11 protein-coding genes are annotated in these 13,299 nt (G+C 71.0%); 5 read left to right on the forward strand and 6 right to left on the reverse strand.

The features are described 5' to 3' along the window. Positions 1–77: 77 nt before the first annotated feature. The 5 genes from ACYVMZ_RS19955 to ACYVMZ_RS19975 form a co-directional block, all read right to left on the reverse strand. Positions 78–1,430 carry an ABC transporter substrate-binding protein gene (locus tag ACYVMZ_RS19955; protein WP_461081464.1) on the reverse strand — a complete coding sequence of 451 codons (1,353 nt, stop codon included), beginning with the start codon at positions 1,428–1,430 and terminating at the stop codon, positions 78–80. Between the two features lie 139 nt (positions 1,431–1,569). Next, complete coding sequence (locus ACYVMZ_RS19960; RefSeq protein ID WP_461081466.1) at positions 1,570–2,856, reverse strand: sugar ABC transporter permease; 1,287 nt, start codon at positions 2,854–2,856, stop codon at positions 1,570–1,572. Next, the gene (locus tag ACYVMZ_RS19965) at positions 2,847–3,626 is read right to left on the reverse strand and encodes an ATP-binding cassette domain-containing protein (protein WP_461081468.1); all 780 of its coding nucleotides are present in this window, start codon (positions 3,624–3,626) and stop codon (positions 2,847–2,849) included. Before ACYVMZ_RS19965 ends, ACYVMZ_RS19960 begins: the two co-directional genes overlap by 10 nt. 16 nt (positions 3,627–3,642) lie before the next feature. After that, entirely contained in the window at positions 3,643–4,677 is a 1,035-nt protein-coding gene (locus ACYVMZ_RS19970; RefSeq protein ID WP_461081681.1) for a sugar ABC transporter substrate-binding protein, read from the reverse strand. A 95-nt stretch (positions 4,678–4,772) separates the two neighbouring features. Continuing rightward, positions 4,773–7,322: a SpoIIE family protein phosphatase gene (locus ACYVMZ_RS19975; protein ID WP_461081470.1), complete on the reverse strand. Its 2,550-nt coding sequence runs from the start codon at positions 7,320–7,322 to the stop codon at positions 4,773–4,775. A gap of 413 nt (positions 7,323–7,735) precedes the next feature. On the opposite strand from ACYVMZ_RS19975, the gene ACYVMZ_RS19980 reads away from it, so the two are divergent. The 3 genes from ACYVMZ_RS19980 (at position 7,736) to ACYVMZ_RS19990 (ending at position 10,056) form a co-directional block, all read left to right on the forward strand. Next, positions 7,736–8,827 (forward strand): lytic polysaccharide monooxygenase, encoded by a 1,092-nt coding sequence (locus tag ACYVMZ_RS19980; RefSeq protein WP_461081472.1) that lies wholly within the window; start codon positions 7,736–7,738, stop codon positions 8,825–8,827. A 48-nt stretch (positions 8,828–8,875) separates the two neighbouring features. Continuing rightward, the gene (locus tag ACYVMZ_RS19985) at positions 8,876–9,316 is read left to right on the forward strand and encodes a phosphotransferase-like protein (protein WP_461081474.1); all 441 of its coding nucleotides are present in this window, start codon (positions 8,876–8,878) and stop codon (positions 9,314–9,316) included. Between the two features lie 266 nt (positions 9,317–9,582). Continuing rightward, complete coding sequence (locus ACYVMZ_RS19990; RefSeq protein WP_461081476.1) at positions 9,583–10,056, forward strand: cupin domain-containing protein; 474 nt, start codon at positions 9,583–9,585, stop codon at positions 10,054–10,056. 126 nt (positions 10,057–10,182) lie between these two features. Here ACYVMZ_RS19990 and ACYVMZ_RS19995 read toward each other — a convergent pair whose 3' ends face one another. Then, positions 10,183–11,181 carry an acetylxylan esterase gene (locus ACYVMZ_RS19995; RefSeq protein WP_461081478.1) on the reverse strand — a complete coding sequence of 333 codons (999 nt, stop codon included), beginning with the start codon at positions 11,179–11,181 and terminating at the stop codon, positions 10,183–10,185. 251 nt (positions 11,182–11,432) lie between these two features. Between ACYVMZ_RS19995 and ACYVMZ_RS20000 the strand changes: the two genes are divergently transcribed. Both ACYVMZ_RS20000 and ACYVMZ_RS20005 read left to right on the forward strand, forming a co-directional pair. Next, positions 11,433–12,422 (forward strand): ABC transporter permease, encoded by a 990-nt coding sequence (locus ACYVMZ_RS20000; protein WP_461081480.1) that lies wholly within the window; start codon positions 11,433–11,435, stop codon positions 12,420–12,422. Further along, positions 12,416–13,288: a carbohydrate ABC transporter permease gene (locus ACYVMZ_RS20005; RefSeq protein WP_461081482.1), complete on the forward strand. Its 873-nt coding sequence runs from the start codon at positions 12,416–12,418 to the stop codon at positions 13,286–13,288. Before ACYVMZ_RS20000 ends, ACYVMZ_RS20005 begins: the two co-directional genes overlap by 7 nt. Positions 13,289–13,299 lie beyond the last annotated feature (11 nt).

Below are 13,299 nucleotides of genomic sequence, written 5' to 3' on the forward strand. Positions count from 1 at the left end.
AGGGCCGCGTCCCCGTACGCCGGGGGTGCGGCCCTTGCCGTGTCGGCGTGCGCTCACCGAGGGTGCCGCAGGAGTCCTCAGTCGGCGCGGTACTTCGCCACCGCCGCCTGAGCCAGGTCCTGGGACTTCTCCAGGGCCGTGTCCACCGACTGGTGGCCGGCGATGGCCGCGCTGATCTGTTGCGAGACCGCCGTGCCGAGCACGGCGAACTCGGGGATGCCGAGGAAGCCGATACCGGTGTAGGGGCGTGGGGCGACGCCGGGGTTCTTCGGGTCGGCGGAGTCCGTCGCCGCCGCGTACTCCTGGCGGTACCAGGCGTCGGCCGCCCTCTGGTACTCCGGGTTGGCGTAGAGCGACTTGCGGTTCCCGGCGGGTGCCGCGGTCCAGCCGAGTTCCCTGCCGACCAGCTCCTGGTACTCCTTGGAGGAGGCCCAGGAGATGAACTCCCAGGCGGCGTCCTTGTTCGTGCTGGCCTGCTGGATGCCCCAGGCCCAGGTCCACAGCCAGCCGGCCTTCTCGGTCCTCTCGTGCGGCGCCGGGACGTAGCCGACCTTGCCCTTGACCGACGAACCGTCGGCCTCGATCGAGGAGGCCAGCGACGTGGCGTCGTACATCATGGCGCACTTGCCGCGCACGAACAGGTCGAGGATCTCCAGGACGCCCGTGCGGTGGGCGTCGGGCTGGCCGTACGAGCGGAGCAGGTCGACGTAGAACCGGAGCGCCTTCCGGAACTCCGGTGAGGTCAGCCGGGCGTTCCACTCCATGTCGTACCAGGCGCCGCCGAAGGTGTTGACGACGGTGTTGATCGGGGCGAGGTTCTGGCCCCAGCCGGGCAGGCCGCGCAGACAGATGCCGTGCGTGCCGTCGGTGCCGTCGACCTTGGCCGCCAGTGCGGCCACCTGCTCCCAGGTGGGGTTCGCCGGCATGGACAGGCCGTCCTTGCGGAACAGGTCCTTGCGGTACATCAGGAACGAACCCTCGCCGTAGAAGGGCTCGGCGTAGAGCCTGCCGTCGGCCCCGGTCAGCGACGACACCAGGTTGGGGAAGACGTCGTCCTGGTCGAAGTCCTCGTCCGCCCTCACATACGCGTCCAGCGGGGCGAGCCAGCCGTTGTCCGCGTAGATCGGCACCTCGTACGCGCTGACGCTCGCCACGTCGTACCGCCCGGCCTGGGTGGCGAACTCGCGGTTCATCCGGTCCCGCGCCTCGTTCTCCGGCAGCAGCGTGTAGTTGACCTCGATGCCGGTCTCGGCGGTGAAGTGCCTCTTGGTGAGCTTCTTGAGGTTCTGCATCTGCGACGCGTCCATGGAGAGCACGTTGATGGTGGCCTTCGAGCCACCCGGCGGATCCGCGTCACCGCACCCGGAGAGGACCAGCCCCGCGACGGCGGCGGCGGTCACGGCAAGTCGGGCGAGGCGGCTGTGCTTCATGGCACTCCGATGGACACATGGACGCGATGCCGGCTGGACGCGACGTAGGCCCTGAGCCCTGTGCAGGGCGCAGGACATATACCTGACTTTACTTCTTGATGGGTATTTCATGGGATATGGCCGGTGGGGCGGGGCCGGCTCACGTTCGGCCGCGTATCGCCTCCGAGCGCCGGGAGAGCGCGTCGGCCGCGACGGCGATGAGCAGCACCCCACCCGTGATCATGAACTGGACGGAGTCCTCCACCCCCAGCAGCGCCATGCCCGAGGCGATCGACTGGATGACCAGCACGCCGAGCAGCACGGACCAGGGCGAGCCGCGCCCGCCGAACAGACTCGTGCCCCCGATGACGGCCGCGGCGATGGCGTTGATCAGCAGCATGCCCGAGCCGGCCGCGCGGGCCGTCGTGGGGCTCGCCGAGGTGAGCCCCGAGGCCACGAACAGCCCGCCGACCGCGGCCAGTGTCCCCGACACCATGAACATCGCGACCCGGACCCGTTCCACCCCGATGCCGGCGCGGCGCGCCGCCTCGACACCGCCGCCGAGCGCGTACACCCGCCGTCCGTGACGGGTGCGGCGCAGCACGTAGTCCGACACGACGAGGACCACCAGGAAGATCAGCAGCGCCATGGGCAGGCCCTGGAACCGGTTGAGCGTGTGGGCGGCGGCGAAGGCGATCACCGCCAGGAGACCTGCGCGTACCCAGATCTCGCGCACCGGCCGGTGCGGCATCCCGGCGGCTCTGAGACGGTTGCTGTTCCGGCGGGCGGCCAGGAGGTATCCGGCCGTGCCGCACGCGGCCAGGGCGTACGCGACGCCGTCGGCGGCGAAGTAGGTGCCGGTCAGGTCGGCGACCAGACCCTCCTCGTCGAGGTTGATGGTGCCGCTCGCGCCCAGCAGATACAGCGTCAGCCCGTTCCAGATCAGCAGGCCCGCGAGCGTGACGACGAACGCGGGCACGCCGAGCCAGGCGAAGAAGACCCCGTGGAAGGCGCCCACGGCCGTCCCCGCGACCACCGCCACGATCAGGGCGAGCCACTCCGGCACGCCCTGGTTCACGTTCAGCACGGCGAACGCCGCCCCCGCCAGCCCGCTGACGGAGCCGACCGACAGGTCGATCTCCCCGATCAGCAGCACGAACACGATGCCCACGGCGACCAGGCCGGTACCGACGATGTCCACGCTGAGGTTGGACAGGTTGCGCGGCGAGAGGAAGTTGTCGTCGAGCGCCTGGAAGACGATCCAGATCACCACGAGGCCGAGCACGACCAGGAGCGGGCCGCGTTCGCCGCCGCGCACGCTGCCGCGGACCTCGTCGGCGTATCCCTTCAGGCCGCGCCGCCAGCCGCGCGGGGCCGGGCGCCCGGCGGACGCGGCCGGCCCGGTGGGGCCGGTGTTCCGCGAGGCCTCGCCCCTGCTCACGGCCACCCCTCCCCGTCGCCCGTCGAGCGGTGCGCCACGGCGTTGTCCGCCGCGCCGGTGATGGAGGAGATGATCTGCTCCTGGGCCACCGTGCTCACGTCGAACAGGCCGTTGTTGCGGCCCAGGCGCAGGACGGCGACCCGGTCCGCCACGGCCTTGATGTCCCCCATGTTGTGACTGATGAGGATGATCGCCATGCCGCGGTCGCGCACCTCCTCGATGAGGTCGAGGAGATGGCTGGTCTGCTCGACCCCCAGGGCGGCGGTGGGCTCGTCGAGCAGGAGGACCTTGGGCTGCCCCATGAGCGAGCGGGAGATCGCGACGGCCTGCCGCTGTCCCGCCGACAGCGCCGCGACGGGCATCCGCACGTCCGGGATACGGATGGACAGCGTGCGCATCAGCTCGCGGGCGCGGCGCTCCATCTCCACCTCGTCGAGGATGCCCACCCGGGCGATCTCCCGGCCGAGGAACAGATTGCCGACGACATCGAGGTTGTCGCACATCGCGAGGTCCTGGTAGACGGTCGCGATGCCCAGGGCGTGGGCGTCGTGGGGGCGTCTGATGTGCACCCGCCGGCCCTGCCACTCGATGACGCCCCGGTCGGCGGGGCTGACCCCCGAGATCACCTTGATCAGCGTGGACTTGCCGGCGCCGTTGTCGCCCGCCAGGGCGACGACCTCACCGGCCCGGACCTGCAGGTCGACGTCCAACAGCGCCTGCACGCCGCCGAACCGCTTGCAGATGCCGCGCAACGCCAGCACGGGCGGGAACGCCACGTCGACCACCTCCCCCTCACCGGGTCAGCCCCGCCCGGTCGCAGGCCGGCCGGAGCTTCGGGACGCAGATCTGGTCGATGGTGTAGACGCCGTCCCGGACGAGCGTCTGCCGGATGGTGCCGGCCGTCACGGCGGTCGAGGCGAGCAGGACGGCCGGGATGTCCTCGTGCGTGGCGCTGTCGACCGTCGTCGTGGCGAGGGCGTCGACCTTCTCGCCGCGCCCCAGCGCCACGGCCATGGCGGCGGCCGTCTCGGCCTCCTGCCGGAAGGGTTTGTAGACGGTCATGTACTGCTCGCCCTTGACGATGCGCCGCACCGCGGCGAGGTCGGCGTCCTGGCCGGTCACCGGCGGCAGCGGCGTGACCCGGGCGCTCTTGAGGGCCGAGATGACACCGGCGGCGATGGCGTCGTTGGCCGCCAGGACGCCGTCGATCCGGTCCGGGCCCAGGGCGGCGATGGCGGCGGACATCTGGTCGTGCGCGTTCTCCGTCCGCCACCCCAGCGTGTCGTACGCCTTGCCTATCCTCACCCTGCCCTCGAGGACGGACCGGGCCCCTCGTTCGTACCAGGCCGCGTTGGGGCTGGCCGGGTCCCCGTTCATCATGACGATCCGGCCGCCGCGCGCCTTGTCGCCCATCGCCTTCAGCAGCGCCTCGCCCTGGAGCCTGCCGACCTGTTCGCCGTTGAAGCTGACATAGCCCGCGATCGCGCCCTCGGCGAGCCGGTCGTACGCCAGGACCGGGATACCGGCCTTGTGCGCCGCCTGGACCGAGGAGCGCAACGCCCTGGGGTCGACGGCGTCCAGGATGACGACCGCGGCCCCCCGGGTGATCATGGAGTGCATCTGCTGCCGCTGGCTCGCCGCGTCGTTCTCGGCGTTGGCGTACATCACCGTGCACTTGGCGCACAGCTCCTTCACCCGCTTCTCGATCATGGGCTTGTCGGAGTTCTCCCAGCGCGGCACCGCGCGGCTCGGCAGCAGCAGACCGATGGTCAGGCCGTCCTCGTCCGCACCGCCGTCTCCTCCGCAGCCGGCCAGGGATGCGGCCATCAGCCCCGAGACGACGACGGCGAGGGCTCGCCACCCCTTACGGGGCTTCGCCCGCCACCCCGTACGGGGCTTCGCCCGCCACCCCTTACGGGCCCTCATCGCGGACTCCCTTCAGGCAGCCCGACAGCCCCGGCGGCCCGCGCGGGCCCCGGATCCGGCGGTGAGATGACGATCTCGCTCCACACCTGCTTGCCCCCGCCGTTCGGCATGGAGCCCCAGGACGCCGACACGGCCTCGACCAGGAACAGGCCCCGGCCGCCGGTCGACTCCCAGTCCACGATCACCGGCTTGGCGGGCGCGCGCGGCGAGGAGTCGCTCACGGCGACCCGCAGCCGGTCCGCGGAGAGGGTGAGGTCGTAACGGACCGGGCCCTGGGTGTGCACCAGCGCGTTGGTGACCAGCTCCGAGACGACCAGCAGCACCGTGTCGGCCTCTTCGGTGACGCGCCACGAGCGCAGGGTGCGCGCGGCGAACCGGCGGGCGTGCATGACGGCGTCGGGCAGCCGCCACACGACCCAGCCGGCCCGCACCGGCCGTACCTTCATCCCGTCGTAGCGCAGCAGCAGCAACGCCACGTCGTCCTCACGCCGGCCGTCCTGGCCGAGCAGGACGTCGGCCATCCGCCCGGCGTCGGAGGGATCGGCCGCGGTGAGCGCCTCGCGCATGCGCCGCATGCCCTCCTCCACCTCCAGGTCGGCGGCCTCCACCAGGCCGTCGGTGACCAGCGCGAGGACCGAGCCCGGGGCCAGCGCGAGGGCGGTCAGCGGAAACTCCGCGTCGGCGAGCACGCCCAGCGGCAGGCCGCCCTCGACCTCGATCTCCTCGGTGCTGCCGTCCGGATGGCGCAGCAGCGGAGCCAGGTGCCCGGCCCGGACGAACAGCGCGTTGCCCTCCTCCATGTCGAGCTCGACATAGCAGCAGGTCGCGAACAGGTCGGTCTCCATGCCGACGAGCAGCCGGTTCGCGTGCGAGACGACCACGTCGGGCGGGTGGCCCTCCACGGCGTAGGCCCGGACCGCCGTGCGCATCTGGCCCATGATCGTCGCCGCGGCGGCGCTGTGCCCCTGCACATCACCGATGACGAGGGCCACACGTGTCTCGGAGAGCGCGATCACGTCGTACCAGTCGCCGCCCACCTGAAGCCCGCGTCTGGCGGGCAGATACCGGGCCACGGCGGTTCCCCCGGGCAGCTCGGGCAGGCGGCGCGGCAGCAGGCTGCGCTGCAGCATCGTGGCGAGCTCCTGCTCGGCGTCGTACGCGTGGGCGCGCTTCAGGGCCTGCCCCACCAGCCCCGCGGTCGCGGTCAGCAGCGCCCGCTCCTCGGGGACGAACTCGTGCGGCTCGTCCCAGCCGACCAGGCACACCCCGGCGACCCGGCTGCGGGCCGGGAGCGGCAGCACGGCCAGCCCGCCGGGGCCCACCCCCGCGAGCCCGGGCTCGAGCCTGGCACCCGCGGGCCACAGGCTCATCCGTCCGCCCCGCAGCGCCGCCTGCAGCGTGGGCAGGGCGCTGATCGGCGCGTCCGGCCACTCCGAGCGCCAATTGGAACGCCACAGCTCCGGCCAGGCACCGGCCCCCGGCGGATCGAGCACGGTCACCGCCAGCCGGTCCTCCAGCAGTTCGGCGAGCGCCACCCGGTCGGCGCCGAGCGGTTCGCGCAGAGCGGCGACCACGACCCGGCTGACGTCCCGGACGGTCGTGGCGTCGTCGAGCGCGGCGGTCAGCCACTGGATCCGGGCGACGTCGCTGGCGCTCTGGCGCAGCACGGGCGCCGCGGTCACCACGCCCACCACCCGCAGCGGCCCGTCGTCCGGCCCCTTCACCACGCGGCAGCCCAGATGCAGCCAGCACAGCTCACCGCTGGGCCGGCGGATCCGGAACTCCAGATCCCGGCACCCGGTGGTCTGCGCGGACGGCTCCAGGACCGACATCAGCGCGGGCACGTCCTCCGGGACGGTGTACGACAGCAGGCTGTCGGTCCGGTCGTCGAAGTCGTCCTCGGTGATGCCGACCAGTTCCAGCAGGGCGGCGTCCGTCTCGATCACGCCGGTGCCCGGCAGCATGGCGAACGAACCGATCCCCATGCTCCGCAGGGCGGGATCCAGCAGCGGCGCCGGCGCGCACCGGTCGGCCTCACCCCGGAGCCGGCCGGCGATCGCCGAGGCGTATCGCTCCAGGAAGTCCCGCTGCTCGGCTCCGAAGCCGTCCGCGGCCTCGCCCACCACCGCCAGACAGCCGAGCCACCCGCCACCCGCCGACCCGAGCGGCAGCGCCCCGAGCGGCACCCCGGCGGCCCGCGAGGGCTCCGGGCCGCCGTCCTCGGGGCCGGAACCGAGCGCCACGGCCTTCAGCCACCGGGGCCGGCCGGTCCGGAAGGCCTCGGCCACCGGCGCGTCACCGAAGACCGGAACCTTCTCCGGCAGCCCGTACCGGTCGGGGTCGGCTCCGGCCGACTCGACCAGCCGAAGCTCTCCGCCCCCGGCTTCCGCCGCGTACACGGCCGTCACCGTGGCCCCCGCGAACGCCAGGACCCGCTCCCTCGGAGAGGTCTCCGGCGCCGGACGGGGCGGACCGGCGCCCGCTGCCCCGGCCCCGGGTGCCCGCAGACCCGGGAGCGCGGCCCGGGTACCGCCGTTGTGGGGCATCCGCATCTTCCTCCCGTCCGTGCCGCAGGTGCTGGCAGGTGGAGGTCCCCCGGAACTCTGGCGGCGACGGCGACGGCGACGGCGCGGGCGCGGGACCCGGCGGCGCCGGACCGCGCCGCCCATGAGCGGCAGGGCACCCACACATCAGAATCGCATACCAGACCAATAGTGCTAGATCGGCATATATGGGACCAGGTTCTCTCCCTGGAGGGCACTCCGCGCGCCGGGCGTTCGGCGCCGAGCGTTTACAAGAGGGCCGTCCGGCGCTACCTTCCGCTCCAGGTGGGGTGGGAGCGCTCCCATGACGGTGGACCGGAACCTGCCGCAGGGGCCGCCCCCACCCCGCTCATCCGCACGCACAATTCGGCACACGCATCCGCACGGTACGTACTCCCTGAACGGACAGATGTGTCATGATCCTGACAACCCCCACAGACGCCTCGACGCACCGCCGACCACCGCGCCCCACCCGAGCCAGAGCCCTCTTCCTCGTCCTGGTCTCCCTCCTCGCCACGATCCCGGCCCTCAGCCTCGTCATGACGGTGGGCGGCGAGGCGGAGGCGCACGGTACCCCGATGAAGCCCGGCAGCCGCACCTTCCTGTGCTGGCAGGACGGCCTCACCGACACCGGTGAGATCAAGCCGGTCAACCCGGCCTGCCGGACGGCACAGCAGGTGAGCGGGACGACCCCGTTCTACAACTGGTTCTCCGTGCTCCGCTCGGACGGCGCCGGCCGCACCCGCGGCTTCGTACCGGACGGCGAGCTGTGCAGCGGCGGCAACCCCAACTTCACGGGCTTCAACACCCCCAGCAAGGACTGGCCGCTCACCCACCTCACCTCGGGCGCGACGGTCGACTTCTCGTACAACGCCTGGGCCGCGCACCCGGGTTGGTTCCACGTCTACATCACCAAGGACGGCTTCGACCCGACGAAGACGCTCACCTGGAACGACATGGAGGAGAAGCCCTTCCTCACCGTCGACCACCCGCCGCTCAACGGCTCCCCGGGCACGGTCGAGGCCAACTACTCCTGGACCGGCAAGCTCCCCGACGGCAAGTCGGGCCGCCACATCATCTACATGGTCTGGCAGCGCTCCGACAGCCAGGAGACCTTCTACTCCTGCTCCGACGTCGTCTTCGACGGCGGCAACGGCGAGGTGACGGGCATCAAGCAGCCCGGCAACCCCACCGAACCGGTGTCCGGCACCTGCACCGCCACCCGCAAGACGACCGGCACCTGGAACGGCGGCTACCAGTCCGAGGTGACCGTCACCAACACCGGCGACGTCCCGATGCTCGGCTGGATGGTCGACTGGACGCTCCCGGCCGGCCATAAGGTCGAGAGCCTGTGGAGCGGCAACGCCACGTACCACGGCCAGGCGGTGATGGTGCACAACACCGCCTGGAACGGCTCACTGAGTCCGGGGCAGAGCACGACGTTCGGGTACGTCGTCTCCGGCTCCGGCGGCGACAGTACGACGAGCCTGCCCTGCCGGGTGGGCTGAACCGTTGCTCGCGGCGGGCCCGGTGGGGGGTGTCTCCACCGGGCCCGCTTGACGCCTGCCGCGTGCCGCGTGCCGCGTGCCGGGTTGCCGAAATCCGTTTCGTGCCGTGGGGGAGCGGTTCTACTGTGGCGGGGTGCCGACTCGGGTGATCGTGATCACATGGCGCTGCAGACGGCCTGGATGGAGGGCGTCGTGGCCATGGCCCGCGCCGGCGCCAGGGTGATCATCGATGACGTCTTTCTCGGCGGAGCCTCGTCCCAGCGGCGGTGGCAGAAGGCTCTGGGCGAGCTGGACGTGCTGTGGGTCGGGATGAGGTGTGACAGTGCGGTCGCCGCGGGCCGCGAGGTCGCACGGGGAGATCGCGTCCGGGGGATGGCCGCGTTGCAGGCGGACGTGGTTCACGACGGCGTGATCTACGACCTGGAGGTGGACACGACGCATACCGAGTCCCTGGCGTGCGCGCGGACCATCGCCGCCCGGGTCAGCTGATGGACGGATCGAATCCCGGCCGTCGGGGCGTTGGGCAACGGGCTGCTCAGGCTCGGCGGTGCTGGGTCGGCCTCAGCACTTTGCGCACCTACCCGCATCGGCGCACCACCCACGCCCGGACCCGACACCCTCGCCGCCCAGCGCCACGAACCACAGCCTGTCCTCGCCGTGCCTGGTGTGGACGCCGACGCAGGGGGGAAGTAAGTTCCTCGATTACTCAAGTCGACCGAGAAGCCACCTGATTGGCCGTATGTGGAGGGGGATCCATGAGCCGTACGTTCCGGATACGCAAGGCCCGCAGAGCGCTTCTCATGACGGGCTGCGCGACCGCCCTGGCCTTCGGGCCCACGGCCGCCCTCGCCACTCCCGGCAGCGGAGTGACCGGCACGGTCCTCGCCCAGGGAACCTCCGCCGGAACACTGAAGATCAAGGCCAAAGGACCCACGGACGTCGTCTTCCGCTCCCTCACCATCGCACCCGGAGGCTCCACCGGCTGGCACTACCACCCCGGCCAGGTCATCGCCGTCGTCAAGTCCGGCACCCTCACGCGCGCGCTGCAGGACTGCTCGATCGAGACGACACCTGCGGGAAGCTCGTTCGTCGAGCCGGCCGGCAGCCACCACATCCACATCGGCCGCAACCTCGGCACCGAGCCCGTCGAGTTGTACGTCACCTACCTCGTGCCACAGGGCAGCCCGATTTCGGTCGACGCGCCCGCTCCTGCGTGCGCCGACGAGTAACGAAGTGATCGCCGAAGGTTCGTCACCCGCGCAGATCCCGACCTGCTGTCGCCAGGCCTTTCGCGGCGCCGGAGGCCAGGACGATCCGGGCCGTGCGGCTGCCGGACCGCGCGGACGTGCACGTGTTCACCCTCGCGAGGAGCTGAACACCTCGTCCAGCCACAGCAGTTGGCGGCGCACCTGCACCGCATCGCCCCCCTCGTGCCCGTTGAACGGGTAGGCGTGGATCTCCTTGCGGGGATCCGCCCCGGTCAACTCCCCGTAGCCATGGAAAGCCGCGTACGCCCCGCTCGGCGGGCACACCGCATCGCGCAGGCCGACCCCGAAGTGGGCGGGGGCCTGCGCGCGCCGGGCGAAGGAGATGCCCTCCACGTGGGCGAGGGTGCGGTACGCAGCCTGCTCGGCGCCCCGGTGCACGGACAGATACGCGGCGATCTCGCCGTACGGACCCGTGTCCGTCAGGTCCAGGGCGCGGCGGATGCCGCACAGCAGCGGGGCGGTGACCAGCACCGCCGCCAGGTCCGGGACGAGGCCCGCGACGGCCAGGGCGAGGCCGCCGCCCTGGCTGTTGCCGACGGCCGCGACCCGGCCGCCGTCCACGCCGGGCAGTGCGCGGACGGCGGCGACCGCGCGCACCGCGTCCGTGATCAAGCGGCGGTAGTGGTAGTCGTGCGGGGAGAGCAGACCCCGTACGGCGGGACCCGGTCCACCCGGCGCGCCCATGTGGGGGTCCGGGGTGTCGCCGCCGTTGCCGTACTGGTCGCCCTGGCCGCGGTTGTCCATCAGCAGGTGGGCGTATCCGGCGTTCACCCAGGTCAGCCGCTCGTGCGGGAGGCCGCGGCCCCGGCCGTACCCCGCGTACTCGACGACGGCCGGCAGCGGCTCGCCTGTCCCGGCGGGCCTGCTGTACCAGGCGCGCACCGGGTCGCCGGCGAAGCCCCGGAAGGTCACGTCCCAGGTCTCGGTCAGCCGCAGGCCGGTCTCCACCGGCCGCACCGAGCCCAGCACATCGGTCTGCCGGGCCTCCTTGAGCGTGCTCAGCCAGAACTCGTCGAAGCCGGGGGGCTCTTCGACGTCCGGGCGGTAGCGCTCCAGCTCCGGCAGGGGCAGGTCGAAGGCGGGCACTGAGGGAACCTCGCAGGGGATCGGGGTACACAGGGGACGCGACCGATCGTTGCGGTCACGGGTCAGAAAGTTCCGGTCCTTCCATCTCTTCCACCTGCGCGCCACGCTGAACCCAGCAGGGTGCCTCCGTCTCAACTCCCCGTCCGCAGCACCCATTGACAGCGCTTTCCGCTCCCCTTAAGTTGCCGCGAAGTTACCGGTAAGAGCTCGAAAGTTTCGGTTCCGCGTCCCATGCCACGGGAGGCCCGAGCATGAGCACCTCCGCCACGTCTGTTCCGCCGCCCGGCACGCAGGACCCACCGCCGACGAAGACCGCACGTCGTCCACGGCCGTCCGCGCGCACCGGCTGGCGGCGGGCGCTGCGCCGGGACTGGCAGCTGTACTCGCTGGCCGTGCTGCCGCTGTTGTTCTTCCTGGTCTTCCGCTATCTGCCGATGATCGGCAACGTGATCGCCTTCCGCCGCTTCGAGCCGGGCGGTTCGATCCTGGGCGAGCAGTGGGTGGGCCTGCGCTATGTGGAGATGTTCCTCACCGACCCCACCTTCTGGCAGGTGTTCCGCAACACGCTGTGGCTCGGCGGGCTCACGCTCGTGTTCTGCTTCCCGATCCCGATCGTGCTCGCGCTGCTGCTCAACGAGGTCCGCCGGCGCTCCCTGAAGCGGTTCGTGCAGTCGGTGTCGTACCTGCCGCACTTCCTGTCGATCGTGATCGTCGCGGGCATCACCCTGCAGATGCTCGCCACGGACGGCCCGGTCAACCACGTGCTGGGCTGGTTCGGGCACGAGCCGATCCGGTTCATCCAGGAGCCCGAGTGGTTCCGCACCATCTACGTCGGCTCGGAGATCTGGCAGACCGCCGGCTGGGGCACGATCCTCTACCTCGCCGCGCTCACCACGATCGACGAGGACCTGTACGAGGCCGCGCGCATCGATGGCGCCAACCGCTGGCAGCAGATCTGGCACGTCACCCTGCCCGGCATCCGGCCCACCATGATCACGCTGCTGATCCTCAACATCGGCACGTTCCTGGCGGTCGGCTTCGAGAAGGTCCTGCTGCTCTACAACCCGCTGACGTACCCGACCGCCGACGTGATCTCCACGTACCTCTACCGCACCGGCGTGGAGTCGAACAGCTTCAGCTACGCCGCCGCGATCGGCCTGTTCGAGGCGATCATCGGCCTGGTCCTGATCACCTCCGCGAACCAGCTGTCGCGCCGTACGGTGGGGACGAGCCTGTGGTGAAGCCGAGCCGGTCCTACCGCGTCTTCCAGGGGATCAACGGGGTGATCCTCACCCTCGTCGTGGTCGTGACCCTGTACCCGTTCGTCAACATCATCGCCCGCTCGTTCAGCGGGGAACGGCAGATCCGGGCCGGTGAGGTCACGCTGTGGCCGAAGGGCTTCAACCTCACCACCTACAAGATCGTCTTCCAGGACTCGATGTTCTGGCGGAACTACGGCAACACCGTCCTGTACACGGTCGTCTCCACGGCCGTCGCCATGGTCCTGACGACCTGTTACGCGTACGTCCTGTCGAAGAAGCACCTCAAGGGGCGCGGGTTCCTCGTCGGTGTCGCCGTGTTCACCATGTTCTTCACCGGCGGACTGATCCCCAACTACGTCCTGATCACCAGCCTCGGCCTGAAGAACACCATCTGGGCCATCGCGCTGCCGAACGCGATCAGCGTGTTCAACCTGCTGGTGATGAAGGCCTTCTTCGAGAGCCTGCCGAGCGAACTGGAGGAGGCCGCGCAGATCGACGGCCTGAGTACGTACGGCATTCTGCTGCGGATCGTGCTGCCGCTGTCGAAGGCGGTCGTCGCGACGATGGTGCTGTTCTACTCGGTGGCCTTCTGGAACTCCTGGTTCTCGGCGTTCCTGTACATGGACAAGGCCGAGCTGATGCCCGCGACCGTCTACCTGCGCAACCTCATCGCGGGCGCCACCACCGGCGGCAACGCCGGAGCGGGCACCGAGCAGCTCAGCCAGGCCGCGGCGAACATCCAGGCGGTCACGATCGTGCTGACCTCGCTGCCCATCCTCTGCGTGTACCCGTTCGTCCAGCGCTACTTCGTCTCGGGCGTGATGCTCGGCGCGGTCAAGGGATGACAGCCGCACCT

This window comes from Streptomyces deserti (genome assembly GCF_054782695.1).